This window comes from Gordonia mangrovi (genome assembly GCF_024734075.1).
Lineage (GTDB): Bacteria > Actinomycetota > Actinomycetes > Mycobacteriales > Mycobacteriaceae > Gordonia > Gordonia mangrovi.
In genome coordinates, this window is sequence record NZ_CP102850.1 from 3864510 (window position 1) to 3886531 (window position 22022).

Sequence of the window (22022 nt, forward strand, 5' to 3'; positions counted from 1 at the left end):
CCCAAAGGTTCACCGCGCAGCGGTATTCCAGATATGTCGGCCCGGTGTTTGACTCGTGTTCATGACCAGCCCCCACCCCATCGATCCGCACGACGTGGTCGTACACCTCGATGGAATCGCGAAGCGCTTCGGCAATGCCGTTGCACTGGAGAACGTGTCGCTGTCGTTTCGTCGCGGGACGGTGACGGCACTGACCGGAGAGAATGGATCAGGCAAATCGACGATCGCCAAGATCATCGGTGGGCTCATCAGCCCCGACTCCGGACAGATCGTCATCGACGGTGAAAGTTGCCGCCTCAACGATCCGAATGCGGCACGGCGCCAGGGCATCGCGCTGATCAGTCAGGAACTCACACTGGCTGCCGACCTCACCGTCGCCGAGAACATCTTCATGGGACGTCTCCCGGCGAGGGCACCGGCGGTGGTGTCGTGGCGGCGCATGCGATCCGAGGCGGTCACAGTTCTGGAGATGTGCGGAATCGATGCCGATCCGCGGGCACGCGTGGGCGACCTGCCCATCGAGACACAGCAGCAGATCGAAATCGCACGTGCGCTGTCGACACACCCGTCGGTACTCATCCTCGACGAGGCCACCAGCTCCCTGTCCGAGAAGGCAGCCGATCGGTTGCTGGAACTGGTCGAGGCGCAGCGTCGGGCCGGAACGACTGTCGTGATGATCACGCATCGGATGAACGAGATCTTCCGAGCCGCCGACACCGCCGCCGTACTGCGAGATGGGTGTATCGTCGCCGAACTCGATGTCGCGACAACCACCGAAGACGAGATCGTCCGGCAAATGGTTGGTCGCGAACTCGGTGACTACTACGGACAGCGCACGCACACAGCTGATCCGAATGACGTCGTGCTCGGTGTCAAAGCCGTTTCGGTCGAGTCCAAAGGGCTGCGGCCCGTCGACTTTGCGGTGGCTCGCGGAGAGATCCTCGGAGTAGCTGGTCTTGCCGGTTCAGGCAAGGAGGTCCTGGGCCACGCTCTGGGCGGTGCTGTGGTCGCCGACGGCGAGATCTGGGTGGATGGTGAATCAGTACCCAGTGGCCGACCGGACAAGGTGCTCGACGGAGGCATCGGGTTTGTTCCCGAGGACCGCAAGGCGATGGGGCTGATGCTGAACCGTTCCGTGGCGGAGAATTTTGCGCTCGCCTGGCGGTCGAGGATCTTCCGCAAGGGCCTGCGACGTTCCGCGTTGGAGAGTCGATACGTGACAGAAGCCGTGTCCCGCTTCGACGTACGGACCGCATCGGCTCGGTTGGCGGTGGGACTGCTCTCCGGCGGCAATCAACAGAAGATCATCATCGGGCGGCTGTTCGAACTGACGCTGCCCGTCTATGTGATGAGCGAACCGACCCGCGGCATCGATGTCGGTGCACGCAGCTCGATCTACCGGATGCTGCGAGAGCAGGCGGCTCGCGGGGCCGCGATCGTGATCATCTCCTCGGAACTCAACGAACTGTGCGGAATGTGTGACCGGGTTCTGACCATGCACCAAGGCGATGTGGTGGCCGAGTTCATCGGGCAGGAGATCACCGAGGACAACATCAACACGGCCATGGTGACCGGACGTGCACCACTCCTGCAGTCCTGACCGGTTCGGGCTGCTATCACCCTGACCGACAATCGATTCGACCTCCACGAGGAGAATGATGTGACCACACTCGAGCAACGCCCGGATGTCGCCGGGGATTCGCCGATCACGCAGCGCAGTAGACCATCGATGCCACACCTGGGTGACACCGGTGGCGTCCTGGTGGCATTCGCCGTCCTGGTCGTGGTTGCGGCGATCAGTCAGTCGAGCTTCCTGACCTGGTCCAACCTGATGAACATCGTCGGTGCCAACAGCGTGGCGTTGTCGTTGGCTCTCGGGTCGACATTCGTCATCATCGCCGGCGGGATCGATCTGTCGATCGTCTCCATGACCGCTGCGGCAGGCATGGGCTTCGGCCTTCTGCTCCAGTCAGGCGCACCCGCGCTGCTCTGCATCGCCGGGGCGCTGGCCAGCGGGGCAGTTCTCGGCGTCATCAACGGCATCCTGGTAGCGCGAGCGAACATCTCATTTCTCGTCGTCACCCTCGGCATGGCGTCCATCGCCGCCAGCATCGCGCTACTGGCCGACGACGGCTCCACCGTCAACGTGTTCGACATCCCGGCTTTCAGCGCAGTCAACACCTTTGCCACCGGTCGTATCGGTTCGATCCCGATCATCCTTCTCTTCGACATCGCGCTGGTTCTCGTCGCTGCGGGTGTGCTGGGCTACACGCGTTTCGGACGAGCGGTGTTCGCCGTGGGCTCCAATGCCGACGCCGCGCGGCTCAACGGCATCAACGTCAAGAACGTCAGGACCGGGGTGTACGCGCTGGCCGGGCTGTCCGCCGGCGTGGCCGCGATCGTGCAGGTGGGGCGATTGACAGGTGCGTCCCCCCAGGTCGATCCGGCGTTGTTGAACGGCGTCCTCGCGGCAGTCCTGATCGGCGGCACATCGTTCAAGGGTGGCAAGGGCAGCATCTGGGGCACCGTGATCGGCGTGCTGTTTCTCGGTGTGGTGCAGAACGTCATGACATTGGCCGACATCTCCAGCTTCTGGCGACAGGCAGTCAACGGCGTGCTGCTCATCGCTGCGGTGGGCGTCGGCGTTGCTCGGAGTTCGGGCGGTTTTGCACGGATGCAACGTGTGCTCTCGACACGCCAGACGGGGGTGACGACCAGTGTCTGACACCGACACATGGATTAGCGCCTGCAGCACCGCTGACCTCGAACCTGGTACCGGACTCAAAGTTCCGGGTACCTGTCCGCCGATCGCCGTGTTCAACATCGACGGAGAATATTTCGCGATCGACGACACGTGCTCGCACGCCGAGTACTCGCTAGCCGAGGGATATGTCGACGGTGACACCGTCGAGTGCGAATTGCACTACGCGGCCTTCTCGGTGAAGACGGGCGCAGCATTGACCGCTCCGGCCACAGAACCCGTCGGTACGTATTCGGTTCGCGTACATGACGACCAGATCCAGGTGGCGGCGACGCAACGATGCGTCATCGCGGAATCCCGGCTCTGACCATTGAGTGACAGAAGGAAAGACACCACGATGAAGATCACCAAACCATTGGTCACGGCAGCGTTGGCCGCCACTCTCGGAGTCGGCGTGGTCGCGTGCGGCGGCAGCTCTGATTCCGGCAGCGAGTTCTTCGGGTTCTCCTCCCCGGTGCTCTCGCAGGAAGGGCAGAAGTTCACGGCCGAGGGTGTGGAAGCCGCTGCGCAAGAGCTGGGTTGGGAAGCGCAAGTCTACGATGCGAACCTGTCGCCCGACACGCAGGTGTCGAACCTCCAGACAATGGTCGACCGTCCGGCCTCGGCGATCGGTGCATGGGCGCTGGACGAGGGGGCGATTTCGGGTGCCTATTCTCGTGCAGACGCCGCCGGCATCCCCGTCATCGGGATCAATTCGGGCGGTACCGGTGTGGACGCCTCGGTGTGGACGGAGAGCACCACCTGTGAGCCGGGTGGTGTCATCGATCGGCTCGCCGACTACTACGCCGAAGCCAAACCGAACGGCACGATCGCGATCATGTCCGGCCCGCCGGCGCCATCGATCGTCACCATGACCGACTGCTTCACTGAGGCGGCTGAGAACAAGGGTCTCAATATCGTTGTTCGACAGGACAACACCGCAGACACGTCGGCCAGTGCATCAGCGCTTGCACAGGACATGCTGTCGGCGAATCCCTCGATCGACGGGTTCTGGTCCTACAACGACGGTTCGGCACTCGGTATCGGTTCCGCCATGCAAGCCCGGGGTCTGACGGCATATTCGCCGAGCAACCCGGAGGGCATCGTGGTGACGGGCAACAACGGAGACGAGGCGGCCATCGCCGCGGTCCGCAACGGCACCATCTCTGCCACCATCGACACCGATCCGGTGTGCACCGGCTGGGCGATGGTCGCCGCCGCCCGCGATGCGATCGACGGGACAGCTCAGCCCGAGTACGTGGTCGCAGGGACCATCGTCGACGGCGAGACGATCACCGATTACGTGGCGCCGGCCGACCGCGATTGCTCGCTGGATGACCTCCCGCTCGTGGAGACCGACGGAAATAATTGAGAGAGAAGAACATGCGAGATATCCAGTTGACCGAACCCGAAGGCAAGCAGGTCCGCGCGGGGGATCACCTGATCCATTACATCGACATGGGGACCGGCCGGCCGACGGTCTTTCTGCACGGCGGCGGCCCGGGCTGCTCGAGTTGGACCGACTTCGGCACCGTGGCAGAAACATTCGCGGAATCCCGGCGCGTGCTGTTGATGGACATGTTGCACTACGGGCGCTCCAGCAAAGAACCGTTCCGCGCCCCACGCTGGAGTTACCACGCAGGGGTCATCGGCAAGGCGCTGGACGCGATCGGAATCGAGCAGGCCGACTTCGTCTGCAACTCTGTCGGCGGCTCCACCGCCATCGCGCTTGCGGCCGAACGTCCCGAGCTGGTCGGCCGGTTGATCGTCACCGGTAGTGAACCGGTGCCGGGTGCGCAGCCGCTCACCCCGGAACTCGGCCGCTTCGGACGTGAGGCCTGGGGCCGCTACTACGCCGACGGGGGCCCGACAAAGGAGAAGCTGTTCGACATCATGGCCGAGCTCGAATGGAAGGGCGGCGACGACATCCCCCGTTGGACCTTCGACCTGCGGTGGGAACTGAGCCTGATGCCTGACCTCCTCGAACTCGGTTCCGATTGGACGGCCGAGGGCGGCCGCGGGATCCCGCAGGATCTCAGTGCGCATCTGCCGCTCGTGACGTCCCCGACGCTGTTCCTGTGGGGCGACTCCGATGCCTTCGCGGTGCCCGAGTACGCCCTCGAACTCAGCCGACAGGTAGCGGACGGTTCGGTCTATGTGATGGCCGACGGGGCGCATCACATGGAGGAGCAGCGGCCCGACGAGTTCGCTGCCGTGGCGACGGCTTTCCTCGATTCCTGAACCGATTCCATTCACAGAGAGAAGAATCATGACGCGCGACATCAATGACCAGCTGCAGGAGCTGGTGGACTGGGAGAACGGTCTCATCGGTCCGGAGATCTTCATCAACGACGACATCTATCGACGAGAACTCGAGCAGGTGTTCGGGCGAGCATGGCTGTTCATCGCCCATGACTCGATGCTGCCGAAGCCGGGTGACTTCGTGAACACCTACATGGGTGGCGATCCCGTGCTGGCGATCCGCCAGAAGGACGGAAGCGTGCGCGTCTTCCTGAACGCATGTCGACATCGCGGCATGAAGATCTGCCGCGCCGAGGATGGCAATGCCCGGAATTTCATGTGCACGTATCACGGCTGGACCTACAACACCGCCGGCGAACTGATCAATGTGCCGAACCTGGATACGGCGTACTTCAACGACCTCGATCAGAAGCGCTGGGGTTTGGTTGAGGTCGCCCAGATCGACCAGTACAAGGGCATGTGGTTCGCCACCTTCGACGAGAATGCGGTGCCGCTGACGGACTTTCTCGGCGATATGACGTACTACATCGACAGCTGGGTCGACCGGACCCCGGGTGGCATCGAGATGCTGCCGGGCGTCATCAAATGGACGATTCACGGCAACTGGAAGCTCGGTGCCGAACAGTTCGGTGGAGATGGCTATCACGCGATCATCACCCACGCCTCGTCGCTGGGTACGTTTGATCCGGGCTTCCTGCGCGACATCCAGGGGATCGAGTTCGCCTCCCGCCAGGGCCACGGGTACTCGATGATCTTCGACCGGATGACGCGGTTCGCCGACGATCCGCTCGGGCGATACAACAGCGACCAGTTCGACGCCCGCCTCGAGCGCTTGGGTGAGGACCGCGCGAACACGGTCGGCAACTTCACGGTCTTTCCCAACCTGTCCGGGCTGCCCGGTTCGGCCAACCTCCGTGTGTGGCATCCGAAGGGCCCTAACGAGTTCGAGATCTGGTCGTGGACGATCGTCGATGCCGACGCCCCGGAGGAGGTCAAGCGCGCCCAACGGACCTCGGCCGCATTCACGGAGGGCGCCGCCGGTGTCGTCGAGACAGACGACGGGGAGAACTGGGATCTCATCGGACAGATGCTGGACCGGGGAACGCAAACGCGGAAGATGGCGTGGAACTACCAGATGGGCCACGGCCACGAGACCGACCACGACCCGGTGTACCCGGGCCGGGTCCTGCGCAACTACTTCGGCGAGGGGCCGCAGCGCACGTTCTATCGTCGCTGGCTCGAATTCATGACCAGTGAGGAGTGGCCTGTCGCTCCTGCGGTGGAACCAGAGCGACACGAGCACGAGGCCACCGCGATGGGCGCCGGTATCGGTCCACGTGCAGCCGCCATCATGAAGGGAGTGGCCAATGCTGACAACAGGTGAGCAGTCGACGAAGCAACGATCGGCGCCGATGTTCCGGTCATTGGGGATGACGTCGGTCAGCATCGATGAGCAGCATGCTGTGGAGCAGTTCTTGTACGCCGAGGCCGAGTTGATCGATGAGTGGCAGTGGCGGACCTGGTTCGATCTGTTCACTGACGATGCGCACTATCGGATGCCCATTCGGCGCAACCGGCTACGTCGCCAGCGCAAGACCGACGAGGCAGACGACCTCAACGGATTGGAGGTCGCGCACTTCGACGACGACAAAGCCTCGCTGGAGATGCGGATCGAGCAATTGGAGAGCGGCATGCACTGGGCCGAGGATCCACCCTCGCGCTCACGGCATCTGGTGACAAATGTCCGCGTCCAGCGAGCCGATGCGGAGGGCGAGTACTTCGTCCGGTCGAACTTCTTCATCTATCGCAACCGGTTGGAAGCCGAAGTCGATCTGTGGGCAGGTGAACGTCGGGATGTGCTGCGGTTGGTGGACGGGAGCTTCCGCATCGCCGATCGCATCATCCTGCTCGACCAGAACCTGATTCTGGCGAAGAACCTGAGTGTTTTCTTCTGACATCGAAGGGTGAGGCGACGTGGTGAACAAGAGATCGTACGTGATCGTCGGCGCTGGTATGGCCGGCGCTCGTGCGGCAGAATCGCTGCGGGCGAGGGGTTTCGACGATCGGATCTTCCTCGTCGGCGACGAGGGGCGGCTGCCCTACGAACGGCCGCCCCTGTCCAAGGAGTGTCTACAGGGGTCGCGTTCGCTGTTCTCCACGACGCTTCGGGAGTGGGATTCCTGGATGGAGCTGGCGGTCCACCTCGTGTTGGACGATCCGGTGACCGCGGTCGACACGGCAGCGGGTTCGGTCCGGCTCAACAGCGGGATCGACATCGTCGCCGACAAGGTGCTGCTGGCCACGGGCGGTGTATGCCGCACCCTCGAGGTCCCCGGCGCGAATCTGGCCGGGATTCATTCGCTGCGCACGGCGGATGACTGCGACGTCGTTGGTGACCGGTTGCGGCGGGGCCGGGCAAAGGTGGTGGTCGTCGGTGGAGGTCTGCTGGCAGTGGAGGCGGCATCAGCCGCGGCGGCGCTCGGCAACGACGTCGTTTGGTTGTGCCGGTCGCGACACCCGTTGACCGGTGCGGTGGGCGGCCACGCCGCCGCCCACCTCCGATCGCGCTATCGCGAGGCGGATTTCGATCTGATCGCCGGGGTCTCGGTGGTCGGGTTCGAAGGGACTGACCGGGTGCGCGGGGCCATCCTCGATGACGGACGGACGCTACCGGCCGACGTCGTCCTGACGGCGATAGGTCAGCGACCCGCACTGGATTTCCTCGATCCCACACAATTCGACACCCGGCACGGACTGTCCGTCGACGCGAGACTCGAAACCGAGGTACCCGGCATATTCGCGGCAGGCGACGTGGCCAACTTCGTCGATCCCTTCGTCGGTGGTCGCGTCCGCTACGGCATGTGGCTCAACGCGCAGAACCAGGGCCAGTTCGTGGCGGGGGCGATGATGGGTGACACGGCGGCCTATCGGCAGGTCCCGTGGTACTGGTCCGACCATCTCGGTCTGAATGTGCAGATGGCCGGTCACATCGACGAGACGGCCACGATCGTGACGCGCGAGCACACCGAGGACTCGGTCAGCTGGTTCTATGTCCGCAATGGCCGGGTGATCGGTGCCGTGGGTGTCAATATGCCACGAGACGTACGGGCAGCGATGATGCTGATGGACCGCGGCGTGGACGTCACCGACGCGGAGATCGCCGACACCGGTGCCGATCTGCGTGCGCTGGTGAAGAAGGTGGCCGCATGACCACCTCCGTGACAGAACTGCCCGCGCGGCTCGTCGACCCCACATGGTTGCGCTTCGTGTCGACCAGCGAGATGACCGTCGGTTACCACGACCGTGGAACCGGCCCGGTGCTGGTGATGATCGGTGCGTGGGGGCCGAGGCCCGGGGCGACCGCGTCACTCGCGTACCGGGCCGTGTGCGATGCACTGGCAGACAGGTATCGCTGCGTTGTGGTGGAACTGCCGAACTATGGGCTCACCGGTCCCGTCGAGTATCACGAACCCGTGCACGACGTCGCTGTGCGCGGCGTACTCGCGGTGATGGACCACCTCGACATCGAACACGCCCCGGTGATCGGCTCGTCGATGGGCGCGACGACGGCGATCGACCTGGCTCTCGCTCATCCTGGTCGCGTCGACTCCCTTGTGGTGGGTGCGTGTCACGCATCCACTGGTGGCGACCCCTACCTGCTCTCGCCGTTTCCTTCCGAGGTGTGGCGGCTGTCGACGGAACTCGACGAGGACCCCGACAGCACCGATCGGTTACGGAGGATGCTGCGCGCGTTGTGGTATGACGAGCGCCTCGTCACCGACGACATCGTGCGCGAGATGATTGACCTGCGGCGGTTGCGTGCGGATCATGGCCTGGCCGACCGGGCCTCGGTGAGTGTTCCGCACAGCAACATGGCAGCGCTCGCCGAGCTGGAATTGCCGGTCACCGTGGTTCATGGTCGAAACGACCGGATGGTGCCCTACGAGCAGGCACTCGCAATCGGGTCGTATATCGCCCACGCCGACATCCGGTTGCTCGGCAGGTGCGGGCACTGGCCGCCGTTCGAGCGTCCGGATGCGTTCGTGGACGCAGTGCTCTCCCATCTGCGGCGTGAGAGTCATCGATGATGCCTCAGATGTGATGCGGAACTCGTGGTCAGCGGGGCGCGTCCCCACGCAATAAAGTGGGAACACGCAATCGGTCGGGGGACACCGTACGCTCCGGCCGTGCAAGGACGGTCGGCCATGTCGCGCCCCGGCGAATTCCGTCTGGAGTGAGCGATTCGATGTCCCGCGCAATCGCGGTCAACCGGACAGCAATCGAGACGGAGTCTTTCTCGGGATGAGACCACCATCAAAAGTTCTGCCGACCACAACTTCGTGCGGGGGCGTTGATCGCTATTCGCCGGATGTGGGCACACGATATGCAGCACTGATCGGGTTGAGTGCGTCCATGGCCGAAGCCGACGATCTCGATGAGCTCAGCGCCACCTATTTCGATGGAATCGGCGCGGTGATGGACCTACCGATGAGCGCCATCTACCTGTTCGGTGACAAGGGGCCGTCACCGGACTGGTACGACTCGCGCAATGTCAGTGATCGCTTCATGGCGACCTACGAGCGCTGCGGTCGTCAAGTGGACGGAGAACTGCGGTCGTTGTTGGCGAACTCGGTTCCGGTGTACAACCTGGCAGACCAGTCATTGGCCGAATGGCGCCGTTCCGAGGTCTACCAGCGCGTCGACTGCCTCGAGAACATGGTCCACGTCGTCAAGGCGCCGATCCTGGATCACGGTTCGATCATCGGGACGGTGGACTTCGCGTCGGATTCGGTGGGAATGAAGGTCGAGACCGACGACATCAGGATGGCGTCCGCGATTGCTCAGACTGTCGGTAGCGCGGTCACCACGTTGCGTACGCGCCAGGACCTGCAGCACCAACTCGAGGTGTACCAACTCGCGATGGAAACGACCTCGGCCGCAGTGGTGTATTTCGCGGCCAACACAATCGAACCGGCGATCAGCCGTGGGGCCACCGAGTTGCTCCAGGACCTGCATGAGGGGCAGGACATCCTGTACCGCCTCCTGCGTGATGTCGGTGGCGCCGGCTCCGTGGTTCATCGCTCCTACCTGGTGCGGATGCGGAGCGGAGTCAAGGACGTCCTGGAATGCACGTCGCGTCCGGTACCCGGTGAGCCCGGCGCCCAGCTCTTCGAACTCGAGCTCGAGTCGTCGCGCGACCGTCCCGGCGTCGCCGGTCTCGATGTTCTGTCGACACGCGAGTACGACGTCGCCGGACTCGTCGCAGCCGGATTCACCGATCGGGAGATCGCCGATGAACTCGTGCTCAGTCTGCACACGGTGCGGCAGCACGTGAAGAACATCTACGGCAAGCTCGACATCAGCAGCCGGGTGCACCTGACCCGCGTCTATCACGGCATGTCGGCACGTTCGGACTCCACCCGGGGCTGATCGGCTGCGCAGGCCCGCGCCGATTCTGTCGCACATCCGTTGATCGCCGGCGCTTCGCGCACCAGCGTGTCGTCGGTCAAGGCGGCGACCATGAACAACGCGAAGTCGATGCGACGCGTCCGGTTGCTCGCGAGGATCGGATCGCCGACGTGCCGGCTCCACACCGGCAGGCCTTGGCTCTCGCCTTCCTCGAGGTCGCTGCCGCGCACCACGGTCCATCGGGTGTCGGAGTCGAAGATGAGCCGGGTGGCGCGGACCTGGTCGTCGATGTCGACGAACCGCGCCCATCGGGCAAGCGTGCTGACGATGGGCACCAGGTAGCGCAGACGCCACGAATACCGATCGAGGCCGTCGCGGGAGATGTGCCAGCCGCAGGAGAAGATGAGCCGGGCGTCCGGTTCGGCGTGATCCAGCACGGCTCTGGCGGTGCCCGAGGAGTAGTCGTGCACACCCCACGGCGCCAGCACGGTCAACACGCCGTCACAGCCGGCGACGGCCCGGGCGATCGTCTCGCGGTCGTCGGTGCGCCCGGGAATGATCTCGATGCGGTCGGCGACGTCGTCGAGTTTCGACACGCTCTCCGGTCGGCACACGCCGACCACCTGGTAGCCGCGATCCAGGCAGTGCTGAATCATGTAGCGCCCGAGCTTGCCGGAGGCGCCGACGATGCAGATCCGTAGCGGGTGTTCGGCAGGGGGATTGGGATTGTGGTCGGTGGCCATGGTGCGGTCCTCTCGATCAGCGGTACCTTACGATGTAAGTTCACCTTACGCGGTAAGGTGAAGTGATGTCCAGAGGAGGAGGGAAAGTGGCGACAACACGACAGGCCGAACGCAAGCCGGTGACCCGCACCGCGGTGGTGTCAACCGCAGTGCAGATGGCCGATGAGGGCGGGATCGGCGCGGTCACGATGCGCAAGATCGCCCAGCAACTCGGTGTCGAGGCGATGTCGCTCTATCACCACGTCCGCAACAAGGACGGGATCCTCGACATCATGGTCGACCATGTCTTCGCGGAGATCGAGATCCCGACGGGCGTGGCATGGCGGGAGGCGTTGCGGGTGCGCACCGAGTCCGCGCGCGACGCACTGGTGCGGCACCCGTGGGCACTGGGACTGATGGATTCCCGGCGCGACCCCGGCCCGGAGACGCTCCGGCATCACGATGCCGTGATCGGGGTGTTGCGCGGAGCCGGCTTCACGATCGGCGGTGCGGCCCATGCATTCTCCCTGCTGGACAGCTATCTGTACGGATTCGTGCTGCAGGAGACGACCATGCCGTTCGACTCCACCGACGAAGCCGACACACGGGAGGTCGCGGAGTCGATCCAGTCAGGTATCGACCCGACCGATCTCCCGCATCTCACCGAGTTGACCACGGCGCACGTCATGCAGCCGGGCTATTCGTACGCCGATGAGTTCGGCATCGGACTCGACGTGGTGCTCGACGGATTGGAGCGCAACCGCACCCTCTGGGAGTAAGGGCCGCCGGGACGGCCGGTCTGCGCGCATTCGATCCGCTCGCGCGCACGTCGCGACATGCGCGCGAGCGGGACTGGTGCGCGGTTGCGCAAGCGGAGGGCCCGCTGCGCCCTCAGATGCCGAGCGCCTGCCGTCGGCGCGCGACCTCCTCGCGGTAGCGCGCGACGTTGGCCATCTTGATGCTCTCGTAGCCGCGGATCATGTCGGGCAGGCCGGCCAACTCCACGGCCGAGCCCAGCCGGTCGGCGTTCACCCGGCCGTCGGCCAGCCCGCCGAGGAGATCTTCGACGAGCTCCCGGTATTCGCCGATCAATGTGCGCTCGGTCCGACGGATCTCGTTGTGGCCGAAGGGGTCGAGCTTGGTGCCGCGCAGGCGCTTCATCGTCGCCAGCGCCGACAACGGCCGGTCGGCCCAGGCGCCGAGCGACAGCTTCTCCTTCATCCCCATGCTGCGCAGCGTCGGCGGATGCAGACGCACCGCGACGTGCGCGTCGTCGCCGAACTGCTCGGCGATCTGGGCCGCGAATGTGGGATCCTGGGTCAACCGGGCCACTTCGTACTCGTCCTTGTAGGCCATCAGCTTGTACAGGTTGCGGGCAACCGCATCGGTGAACTCAGCACCGTGGCCGGCGTGATGAACCCGGGTCACGAACTCGAGGTACTCACGCGCATAACGCTCGTCGGCGTAGGCGATCAGCTCGTCATAGCGGATCGCGATGGTGCGAGCGAGGTCGGCGTCGAGTGAGTCGATGGCGGCCACCACGGACCGCGCGTACTCGGACGGCTCGATGTCGCCGGTGGCCGCTGCCCCGTGCAGGCCGGTGAGCGTGTGCGCCACCGCGTCCGGGTCGTCCACCACCTGACGTCCACGACGGAAGGCCTGGATGTTGGCCTCCACTGCGACGCCGTTGAGCTCGATGGCGTGCTCGATCGACTCGGCCGAGATCGACAAGGCCCCGGCCTGATAGGCCGCACCCACCATGAGCATGTTGGCGTACTGTTCGTCGCCGAACAGATCCGTCGACAGCTCCCCGGGATCGAGATAGACCGCGCGACGGACCTTGTCATCGATCGCCGAATGCACCTGGGCGTCCGCCGGGAAGCCGACGGTGGTGTCGATGACCATCGCGCCGGTCGGGATCTTGGTGGTCGACACCACGGCGACCGTCTTGTCGACATCGGCGACCTTCAGATTCACCGGATCGGTGCCCACGAGCGGGTCGCACACCAGGTACAGGCTGCAATCGTCGGAGGCCACCTTTCCGGCCTGCTCCACGATCTCCGGGGTGATCTTCACATCGCTGACCACCGCACCACCCTTCTGGGCCAGACCCGTCATGTCGACGGTGCGTGCGGCGTTTCCGTCGAGCACCGCGGCGGTGGCCAAGACCTGGGACACGGTGACGACGCCGGTGCCACCGATACCGGTCACCCGGATCGCGAATGAATCGCGCACGGCGGGTACCGACGGGGTGGGCATCAGCGACGCGGCGATGTCCTCGGCGCGGCGGCGCTGCCGCCCGGTACCCGGCGTCACGGTGACAAACGACGGGCAATCACCCTTCAGACATGAGAAGTCGAGGTTGCACGAACTCTGGTCGATGTGGGTCTTGCGGCCGAACTCGGTGTCCACCGGATGCACCGACAGGCAGTTGGACTTCTCGCCGCAATCACCACAGCCCTCGCAGATGCGTTCGTTGATCATCACGCGCTGGTTCGGCGTACTCATGGTGCCGCGCTTGCGCTTGCGACGCTTCTCGGCGGCGCAATGCTGGTCGTGCACGAGCACGGTGACGCCGGGGACGGCGGCCAGTTCGGTCTGCACGTCGAGCATGTCGTCGCGGTGGCGGATCGTGACGTCTTTGGGCAGTCCGAGCGCCTTGGTCCGAGCCACATCGTCGGAGGTGACGACGATCCGGGACACCCCCTCGTCGAGCAACAATGACGTCAATCGCGGCAAGCTCATCGCGCCCACCGGATCCTGGCCGCCGGTCATGGCGACCGTGCCGTTGTAGAGCAGCTTGTAGGTGATGTTCTCGCCGGAGGCGACCGCGGCGCGCAGCGCCAGCGAGCCGGAATGCATGAAGGTACCGTCGCCGACGTTCTGCACGAAGTGATTCGCGGTCACGAACGGAGCCATGCCGATCCACTGCGCACCCTCGCCGCCCATCTGGGTGACGCCGGCGATGTCGCCGACCTGACGTTCATCCATCAACAGCACCATCGCGTGGCAGCCGATGCCCGCGCCCACGAGCGTGTCATCGGAGACCTTGGTGGAACTGTTGTGCGGGCAGCCGGAGCAGAAGTACGGTGTGCGGACGGCCAGCGGAAGCTCGATTCGGCCGCGCCGCCTGGATTTCCGTTCGAGCCAGTCCTGTGCCGCATCGACATGATGGTGATGCGCCAGCCGGGTGGCCAGCCCCCGTGACACCGCATCCACGTCGAGTTCGCCGAACCTCGAGAAGAGTGTCGAACCGTCCTCGTTGGTCTTGCCGACGATGCGTGGGGCGCGCGGATGGCGGAACAGGATGTCGCGCATCATCGTCTCGATGAAGTCGCGCTTTTCCTCCACCACGATCACCTCGTCGAGGTCGCCGGTGGCAGTGTCGAACATGAACCGGTCGAGGATGTCGCGGTCGAGCGGGTAGACCATGCCGAGTTTGAGGATGCGGATACCCAGTCGATTGAGCTGCGCGTCGTCGATGCCGATGAGCCGCAACGACTCCCGTAGATCGAGGTAGGTCTTGCCGGCGGCGACGATGCCGATCCGGTCGTCCGGGCTCGAGGTGACGATCCGGTTGAGTCCGTTGAGCCGGGCATACTGCAGCGCCCGCGGAATGCGGGTGGTGAGCTGATTCTGCTCCAACTCCATCAGGCTGGCGCCCAGCAGCCGTCCACTCGGGACATGCGGGCTGCGGCCCAGGTCGCCGTAGACCGGCATGATCCGGTTGGGGTCGACCTCGGCGGTGGATGCGCCGTCGGCGACGTGCGCGGAGATCTTCATCGACGTCCACAAGCCGCTGATCCGGCTCATCACCGCGGCGTGCACACCGAGATCGAGGATGTCCTGAGAGTCGGCGGGGTACAGGATCGGCATGTACAAGTCGGCCAGCGCCATCTCCGACGCGCACGGGATGGTGGAGCTCTTCGCGCCCGGGTCGTCGCCGACGAGGGCCACCGCGCCGCCGCAGGGGTGGGTGCCGATCATGTTCGCGTGCCGTAGGGCGTCGGTGGCGCGGTCGAGGCCGGGAGCCTTGCCGTACCAGTAGCCGACCACGCCGTCACGAGCCGTCCCCTCGGCGTCGGGCGAGAGATCTGCGATCTGGCCGGCGACCTGCGACCCCATCACCGACGTCGCGGCGATCTCCTCGTTGAGTCCGGGGCGGTGGACGATGTCGAACGGTTCGAGGTAGTCCGACCGCCGGGCGATCTCGAGGTCGTAGCCGGCCAGCGGAGAACCTTCGTAGCCGGAGATGAAGGAGGCCGTACGCAGATTCTGTCGGCGGTCGATGCGGGCGCGGTCGCGGACCATGCGGACCAGCGCCTGGATGCCGGTCAGGTAGATGGTCCCGGTTTCGCGCGTGTAGCGGTCGTCGAGGGAGAACGAGGCCGCCGAGGACGAGCTCGGGGAGAACGTCGCGGTCTCGTCGGTGGGCGCACCGAGGCGGTGCGCGCGGTCGTCTGCGAGGGTCATGGGATTACCTGGCCTTCTTCTTATATCGGTCCGCTCGCACCCGTGGGTGTGGGGTGCTGCGGGCATCGGTTGTCGCGGCCCGAGGGGTGGTGGGCCTGCCTTTAACACTACGCAATAGGCGTGAGCTACGTCACGTTGGCTGCGACAATGTGATGGCGGATCGATCGACGCGTGACAACGCGGCAGGTTGTGCCGTACGATGAACTCAGTTAATGACCGCTAACTGAAAGGTCGATGGTGACCAGCACGTTCGATGCCGAGGTTCCCCGGGTGGACGGCAACGCGCCCGGTCCGCGGGCCACGCATGTCGCCAATGTCGCGACGTTGCGCGACCGACTTGCGCAGGCACGTCGTGGTGGCGGCGACAAAGCGCGCGAGCGGCACATCTCCCGCGGCAAACTCCTTCCTCGCGACCGCGTGGACCGCCTCCTCGACGTCGGTTCGCCGTTCCTCGAGGTGTCGCCGCTCGCCGCCCACGGCATGTACGACGGGCGAGTGCCGTCGGCGGGTGTGGTGGCCGGCGTCGGGCGGGTCGCCGGGCGTGAATGCATGATCATCGCCAACGATGCGACCGTCTCCGGCGGCACCTACTACCCGATGACGGTGAAGAAGCACCTGCGCGCACAAGAGATCGCGGCCGCCAACCGGCTGCCGTGCATCTACCTCGTGGACTCCGGCGGCGCGATGCTGCTGCAGCAGGACGAGGTGTTTCCCGACCGCGAACACTTCGGTCGCATCTTCTACAACCAGGCCACGATGAGTGCCGCGGGTATCCCGCAGATCGCGGCGGTGCTCGGGTCGTCGACCGCGGGTGGCGCCTACGTCCCGGCGATGAGCGACGAGACCGTGATCGTGCGCAACCAGGGCACCATCTTCCTGGCCGGCCCACCGCTGGTGAAGGCGGCGACCGGTGAGGATGTGACGGCGGAGGAACTCGGCGGCGGCGCGATGCACTCATCGGTCTCCGGCGTCACCGATCACCTCGTCGACAACGACGAGCAGGCCCTGGCCAAGGTGCGGGAGATCGTCGCCACCCTCGGCCCGCGGGAGCAACCGCAATGGGAGACGGTGCCGGCCCGCGAACCGCTGCGGCCGCAGACCGACCTCTACGACGTGGTGCCCACCGACTCGCGCACGCCCTACGACGTGCGTGAGGTGATCGAGATCATCAGCGACGGCGGCGAATACACCGAGTTCAAGGCCAACTACGGGACCACGCTGGTCACCGCGTTCGCCCACGTGCACGGCCACCCGGTCGGCTTCATCGGCAACAACGGCGTGCTGTTCAGCGAATCCGCGCTCAAGGGGGCGCATTTCATCGAACTGTGCGATCAGCGACGCATTCCGCTGGTGTTCCTGCAGAACATCACCGGCTTCATGGTCGGCCGTGCCTACGAAGAAGGCGGCATCGCCAAGAACGGCGCCAAGATGGTCAACGCCGTGGCCTGTGCGCGCGTACCGAAACTCACGGTGATGGTGGGCGGTTCCTTCGGTGCCGGCAACTATTCGATGTGTGGCCGCGCGTATTCGCCGCGCTACCTGTGGATGTGGCCGAACGCCCGGATCTCGGTGATGGGTGGACCGCAGGCCGCCGACACCCTTGCCACGGTGCGCCGCAACCAGATCGAACGATCCGGCAACGAGTGGCCGGCCGACGATGAGGAAGCCTTCAAGGCGCCGATCCGGGAACAGTTCGAGGAGCAGTCCGACGCCTATTACTCCACGGCCCGGCTCTGGGACGACGGCATCATCGACCCGGCGCAGACCCGCACGCTCCTCGGGCTGGCCTTGGAGACCTGCCGATACGCACCGTTGACCGAACCCCGCTACGGCGTCTTCCGGATGTGATTGACCATGAATCAGACCAGCCCCAACTCCTCCCGGCCGATCCGCAGCGTGCTGATCGCCAATCGCGGCGAGATCGCCTGCCGCGTCATCGACACCCTGCGCCGCATGGGCATCCGCAGCATCGCGATCTACTCCGACGCCGATTCCGACGCCCGGCACGTCCGTGAGGCGGACGTCGCCGTGCGGGTCGGCCCGGCCGCCGCGACCCAGAGCTATCTCGACATCGACGCGGTGGTGCGTGCCGCCCTCGACACCGGCGCCGACGCCGTCCACCCCGGTTACGGTTTCCTCTCGGAGAACCAGAAGTTCGCCGCCGCCCTCGACGACGCCGGGATCGTCTTCATCGGGCCGCCCGCCGAGGCGATCGCGACGATGGGTGACAAGATCACCGCACGCGCCGCAGTCACCGAACGGGATGTGCCGGTGGTGCCCGGTGTGTCACGGCCGGGCCTGTCCGACGGCGATCTCGTCGCCGCCGCCCCCGCCATCGGCTTCCCCGTCCTCATCAAGCCCAGCGCCGGTGGCGGCGGCAAGGGCATGCATCGGGTCACCGACGCCGCCGACCTGCCCGCGGCGCTGCAGCGCGCCCGCCGCGAGGCCGGTTCCGCATTCGGCGACGACAGCCTGTTCCTCGAACACTTCGTGGACACCCCACGTCACATCGAGGTGCAGATCCTCGCCGACGAGCACGGCAACGTCATCCATCTCGGCGAACGTGAGTGTTCCCTGCAGCGCCGCCACCAAAAGGTGATCGAGGAGGCGCCCTCGGCGCTACTCGACGCCGAGACCCGGGCCCGCATCGGCGAGGCGGCCTGCGACGCCGCCCGCAGTGTCGGCTATGCCGGCGCGGGCACGGTGGAGTTCATCGTCTCCGCACACCGGCCCGACCAGTTCTTCTTCATGGAGATGAACACCCGGCTGCAGGTCGAACACCCGGTCACCGAGTTGGTCACCGGCGTCGACCTGGTGGAACAGCAGATCCGGGTGGCGCGCGGTGAGATCCTCGCCCTGACCCAGGCCGACATCGCACTGACCGGTCACGCGATCGAGGCCCGGGTGTACGCCGAGGATCCCGCCAACGGTTTCCTGCCCACCGGCGGCACCATCACGCGCCTGGTTCATCCCGACACCGGGCCCGGCAGCGGCGTCCGTGTCGACTCGGCGATGGCCGAGGGGCTGGTGGTCGGCAGTGACTACGATCCCATGCTGGCGAAGGTGATCGCGCACGGTCGTGACCGCGAGGAGGCTCTGGAACGGCTCGATCAGGCGCTCGCACACACCCGGGTGCTGGGGGTGGTCACCAACGTCGACTTCTGCCGCTTCGTGTTGGCGCGTCCGGAGGTTCGCGACGCCGAACTCGACACCGAGTTGCTCGACCGGCTCGTCGTCGACTACACGGTCGCCGAACCGGAACCCGAAGCACTCGTGCTGGCGGCGGTCGCCCGGATAGGTAGCCGCGACCGCGGTGACGTGTGGCAGTCGGCGGTCGGCTGGCGGATCGGTGCAATCGAACCGGTGGTCACCCGGCTCACCTGGGGCGGGCAGCATTTCACGGTCGGCATCGCGGTGACCGCGGCGACCGAGGACGCGGTGTCCGGTCGGGCGCGGGTCACCTACGAGGAACAGGACCGTGGTGACTGGGACGCCGACGTCGAATACCGCCGGATACGGCGCGGCACAGCGGATGCCGACGGAACCCGCCGTCTGATCATCGACGGCGTGAGTCAGTCTTGGTCGAAAGCAGAGATCGACGGGACCTGGTGGGTGTCCGGGCCGCACGGTACGTGGCAACTCGAACTCGCGCGTCCGCTGCTCGACGAAGCGGCGGCCGACAACGCCGGGGAGATCCTGAGCCCGATGCCGGGCACCGTGGTCGCCGTACCCGCCACCGCCGGTGACACCGTCGCGGCAGGCAACCCGATCGTCGTGGTCGAGGCAATGAAGATGGAACACACGCTCACCGCACCGATCGACGGTGTCGTCGCGGTCTCTGTCCGCGTCGGAGACAAGGTCGCGGCCGGTCAGGCGCTGGCAGATGTGCAGAAGGAGAACTGATGGAACTCAGTCAGGACCACACCGATCTGATCCACACGGTGCGCGATTTCGCGCAGTCGGTGGTGGCGCCGGTGTCGGCGAAACACGATGAAGAACACAGCTTTCCGTACGAAGTCGTCTCCCAGATGGGCAAGATCGGCTTGTTCGGCCTGCCGTTCCCCGAGGAATACGGCGGCATGGGCGGCGACTACTTCGCTCTCGCCCTGGCGCTCGAAGAACTCGGCAAGGTGGACCAGTCGGTGGCCATCACACTGGAGGCCGGCGTCGGCCTCGGCGCCATGCCGATCTACAAGTTCGGTTCCGAAGAGCAGAAGCAGAAGTGGCTGCCGGACCTCACCTCGGGCCGGGCGTTGGCCGGATTCGGGCTCACCGAACCCGGTGCGGGTTCGGACGCCGGCGCCACGGCGACGACCGCCAAGCGGGATGGTGACAGCTGGATCATCAATGGCGCCAAGCAGTTCATCACCAACTCGGGCACCGACATCACGTCGCTGGTCACGGTCACCGCGGTGACCGGAGTGAAAGACAACGGGCGAAAAGAGATCTCGACGATCATCGTCCCCTCCGACACCCCGGGCTTCACCCCCGAACCCGCCTACAACAAGGTCGGCTGGAATGCCTCCGACACGCATCCGTTGAGTTTCGCCGACGCACGCGTGCCCGCGGAGAACCTGCTCGGCGAACGCGGACGCGGATACGGGAACTTTCTCTCCATCCTCGATGAAGGGCGCATCGCCATCGCCGCCCTGGCGACCGGGGCGGCGCAGGGGTGCGTCGACGAGAGCGTGAAGTACGCCAAAGAGCGGCAGTCCTTCGGCAAACCCATCGGCGAGTACCAGTCCATCTCCTTCGCCATCGCCCGGATGGAGGCCCGCGCTCACGTCGCGCGCGCCGCCTACTACGACGCGGCCGCGAAGATGTTGGCGGGCAAGCCGTTCAAGAAGGAGGCCGCCATCGCCAAGATGATCTCCAGCGAGGCCGCGATGGACAACGCGCGGACGGCCACCCAGATCCATGGCGGCTACGGATTCATGAACGAGTACCCGGTGGCGCGGCACTACCGCGACTCCAAGATCCTGGAGATCGGTGAGGGCACCACCGAGGTGCAGCTGATGCTCATCGCGCGCGAGTTGGGCTTCGCATGAGCGAATCGACTCGGATCGTCCAACGCGGACTCTGGTTCGAGGAGTTCACCGAGGACGCCATCTATGAGCACCGTCCGGGGCGCACCGTCACCGAGGCCGACAACGTCCTGTTCACCACGTTGACGATGAACACGCAGGCTTTGCACCTCGACGCCGCGTGGTCGGCGCAGCAACCCGGATTTGGTGGTCAACGACTGATCAACTCGATGTTCACGCTGTCGACGATCGTCGGGCTGTCGGTGTCACAGTTGACCCAGGGCACCCTGGTCGCCAACCTCGGGTTCAGCGAGGTCGCCTTCCCCGCGCCCCTGTTCGCCGGCGACACCCTCTACGCCGAGACCGAGTGCACCGGTAAACGTGAATCCCGATCGCGGCCCGGTGAAGGCGTGGTGAACTTGACTCACATCGGACGCAATCAGCACGGCGAGGTCGTTGCGCGCGCCGCTCGGGCCACGCTGGTGCGACGACAGCCAACGGAGTGATGATGCAATTCGCGAACGCCTGGACACCGCCCGGACCGGCACTGCTGTTCTGTCCGGCCGACCGTCCGGAGCGCTACCAGAAAGCCCTCGACCGCGCCGACGTGGTGATCCTGGACCTCGAGGATGCCGTCTCCCCGGAGAATCGGGTGACCGCCCGGGAGGCGCTGGTCGCGAACCCGATCGATCCCGACCGGACAATCGTGCGGATCAATCCGGCCGGTACCGGCGACTACCGGCGGGATCTGGCCGCCGTGGTGGAGACCAACTATCGGGTGGTGATGCAGGCCAAGGCCGAGGACGTCGATTCCATCATCGACACCGCGCTGCAGACGGTGGCGCTCATCGAGACACCCCTGGGCGCGACACGGGTCAACGAGATCGCCGCGGCGGTCAACTGCATCGGCCTGATGTGGGGTGCCGAGGATCTCGTGGCCGGGCTCGGTGGCAAATCGAGCCGGTTCGGACCGGGGGAGGAGCGGGCCGGTCAGTATCGCGACGTCGCACGGTGGGTGCGGTCCACGGTGCGCATCGCCGCGGCCGCGCATGGCAAGTTCGCAGTGGACTCGGTCCACCTCGACATCGACGACGTGTCCGGCCTGGTCGCCGAAGTGCGGGACGCCGTCGCCCTCGGCTACACCGCCACCGCCTGCATCCACCCCTCCCAGGTCGACCACATCCGCGCCGGGTACCGGCCCTCCGACGATGAGGTCGACTGGGCGCGGCGGGTGGTGGACGGATCGGCCGAGCACGCCGGCGGTGTGTTCAAGCTCGACGGACAGATGATCGACGGCCCGGTCCTGCGCCAGGCGGAGGTCGTGCTCACCCGCGCCGGAGCCGGCGGCGACGTGCCGGACCAATCAGAGTGACCACCCGCGAAGAATCGGAG

At 65.6% G+C, this 22022-nt stretch carries 18 protein-coding genes; 16 read left to right on the forward strand and 2 right to left on the reverse strand.

The window, feature by feature from the left end; genetic code table 11:
- Nucleotides 1–61: 61 nt before the first annotated feature.
- The 10 genes from NWF22_RS17555 to NWF22_RS17600 all read left to right on the forward strand — a co-directional run bounded on the left by NWF22_RS17555 (nucleotide 62) and on the right by NWF22_RS17600 (nucleotide 10432).
- On the forward strand, nucleotides 62–1600 hold the full coding sequence (locus NWF22_RS17555; protein WP_160902986.1) for a sugar ABC transporter ATP-binding protein: 1539 nt from the start codon (nucleotides 62–64) through the stop codon (nucleotides 1598–1600).
- Nucleotides 1601–1660: 60 nt separating this feature from the next.
- Nucleotides 1661–2725: an ABC transporter permease gene (locus NWF22_RS17560; protein WP_160902987.1), complete on the forward strand. Its 1065-nt coding sequence runs from the start codon at nucleotides 1661–1663 to the stop codon at nucleotides 2723–2725.
- The gene (locus NWF22_RS17565) at nucleotides 2718–3068 is read left to right on the forward strand and encodes a bifunctional 3-phenylpropionate/cinnamic acid dioxygenase ferredoxin subunit (protein ID WP_160902988.1); all 351 of its coding nucleotides are present in this window, start codon (nucleotides 2718–2720) and stop codon (nucleotides 3066–3068) included. Before NWF22_RS17560 ends, NWF22_RS17565 begins: the two co-directional genes overlap by 8 nt.
- Before the next feature lie 30 nt (nucleotides 3069–3098).
- The gene (locus NWF22_RS17570; RefSeq protein WP_160902989.1) at nucleotides 3099–4112 is read left to right on the forward strand and encodes a sugar ABC transporter substrate-binding protein; all 1014 of its coding nucleotides are present in this window, start codon (nucleotides 3099–3101) and stop codon (nucleotides 4110–4112) included.
- An 11-nt stretch (nucleotides 4113–4123) separates the two neighbouring features.
- Entirely contained in the window at nucleotides 4124–4981 is an 858-nt protein-coding gene (locus NWF22_RS17575) for an alpha/beta fold hydrolase (protein WP_160902990.1), read from the forward strand.
- 28 nt (nucleotides 4982–5009) lie between these two features.
- Complete coding sequence (locus tag NWF22_RS17580; RefSeq protein WP_160902991.1) at nucleotides 5010–6386, forward strand: aromatic ring-hydroxylating dioxygenase subunit alpha; 1377 nt, start codon at nucleotides 5010–5012, stop codon at nucleotides 6384–6386.
- 28 nt (nucleotides 6387–6414) lie between these two features.
- The gene (locus NWF22_RS17585; RefSeq protein WP_160903366.1) at nucleotides 6415–6957 is read left to right on the forward strand and encodes an aromatic-ring-hydroxylating dioxygenase subunit beta; all 543 of its coding nucleotides are present in this window, start codon (nucleotides 6415–6417) and stop codon (nucleotides 6955–6957) included.
- Nucleotides 6958–6979: 22 nt separating this feature from the next.
- A complete protein-coding gene (locus tag NWF22_RS17590) occupies nucleotides 6980–8212 on the forward strand; it encodes an NAD(P)/FAD-dependent oxidoreductase (RefSeq protein ID WP_258321194.1) in 1233 nt (410 codons plus the stop codon).
- On the forward strand, nucleotides 8209–9090 hold the full coding sequence (locus NWF22_RS17595; protein ID WP_160902993.1) for an alpha/beta fold hydrolase: 882 nt from the start codon (nucleotides 8209–8211) through the stop codon (nucleotides 9088–9090). Before NWF22_RS17590 ends, NWF22_RS17595 begins: the two co-directional genes overlap by 4 nt.
- A gap of 325 nt (nucleotides 9091–9415) precedes the next feature.
- Nucleotides 9416–10432: a LuxR C-terminal-related transcriptional regulator gene (locus NWF22_RS17600; RefSeq protein WP_160902994.1), complete on the forward strand. Its 1017-nt coding sequence runs from the start codon at nucleotides 9416–9418 to the stop codon at nucleotides 10430–10432.
- On the opposite strand, the gene NWF22_RS17605 is transcribed toward NWF22_RS17600, so the two are convergent.
- Nucleotides 10393–11154: an NAD(P)-dependent oxidoreductase gene (locus tag NWF22_RS17605; protein ID WP_160902995.1), complete on the reverse strand. Its 762-nt coding sequence runs from the start codon at nucleotides 11152–11154 to the stop codon at nucleotides 10393–10395. The genes NWF22_RS17600 and NWF22_RS17605 overlap by 40 nt on opposite strands.
- 155 nt (nucleotides 11155–11309) lie before the next feature.
- Here NWF22_RS17605 and NWF22_RS17610 point away from each other — a divergent pair, with 155 nt between their 5' ends.
- Nucleotides 11310–11912 (forward strand): TetR/AcrR family transcriptional regulator, encoded by a 603-nt coding sequence (locus NWF22_RS17610; RefSeq protein WP_233751298.1) that lies wholly within the window; start codon nucleotides 11310–11312, stop codon nucleotides 11910–11912.
- Nucleotides 11913–12024: 112 nt separating this feature from the next.
- Here the strand turns inward: NWF22_RS17610 and NWF22_RS17615 are convergent, their stop codons facing one another.
- Nucleotides 12025–15606: an indolepyruvate ferredoxin oxidoreductase family protein gene (locus NWF22_RS17615; protein WP_160902997.1), complete on the reverse strand. Its 3582-nt coding sequence runs from the start codon at nucleotides 15604–15606 to the stop codon at nucleotides 12025–12027.
- A gap of 234 nt (nucleotides 15607–15840) precedes the next feature.
- On the opposite strand from NWF22_RS17615, the gene NWF22_RS17620 reads away from it, so the two are divergent.
- The 5 genes from NWF22_RS17620 to NWF22_RS17640 are packed head-to-tail and all read left to right on the forward strand — an operon-like array spanning nucleotide 15841 to nucleotide 22002.
- Nucleotides 15841–17454 carry a carboxyl transferase domain-containing protein gene (locus NWF22_RS17620; protein ID WP_160902998.1) on the forward strand — a complete coding sequence of 538 codons (1614 nt, stop codon included), beginning with the start codon at nucleotides 15841–15843 and terminating at the stop codon, nucleotides 17452–17454.
- A gap of 6 nt (nucleotides 17455–17460) precedes the next feature.
- Nucleotides 17461–19509, forward strand: coding sequence for an acetyl/propionyl/methylcrotonyl-CoA carboxylase subunit alpha (locus tag NWF22_RS17625; protein ID WP_160902999.1), 2049 nt, complete (start codon nucleotides 17461–17463; stop codon nucleotides 19507–19509).
- Entirely contained in the window at nucleotides 19509–20654 is a 1146-nt protein-coding gene (locus tag NWF22_RS17630) for an acyl-CoA dehydrogenase family protein (RefSeq protein WP_160903000.1), read from the forward strand. The genes NWF22_RS17625 and NWF22_RS17630 overlap by 1 nt, the downstream gene beginning before the upstream one ends.
- Nucleotides 20651–21136, forward strand: coding sequence for a MaoC family dehydratase (locus NWF22_RS17635; protein WP_160903001.1), 486 nt, complete (start codon nucleotides 20651–20653; stop codon nucleotides 21134–21136). Before NWF22_RS17630 ends, NWF22_RS17635 begins: the two co-directional genes overlap by 4 nt.
- Nucleotides 21136–22002 (forward strand): HpcH/HpaI aldolase/citrate lyase family protein, encoded by an 867-nt coding sequence (locus tag NWF22_RS17640; RefSeq protein ID WP_160903002.1) that lies wholly within the window; start codon nucleotides 21136–21138, stop codon nucleotides 22000–22002. Before NWF22_RS17635 ends, NWF22_RS17640 begins: the two co-directional genes overlap by 1 nt.
- The last annotated feature ends 20 nt before the right edge of the window (nucleotides 22003–22022 follow it).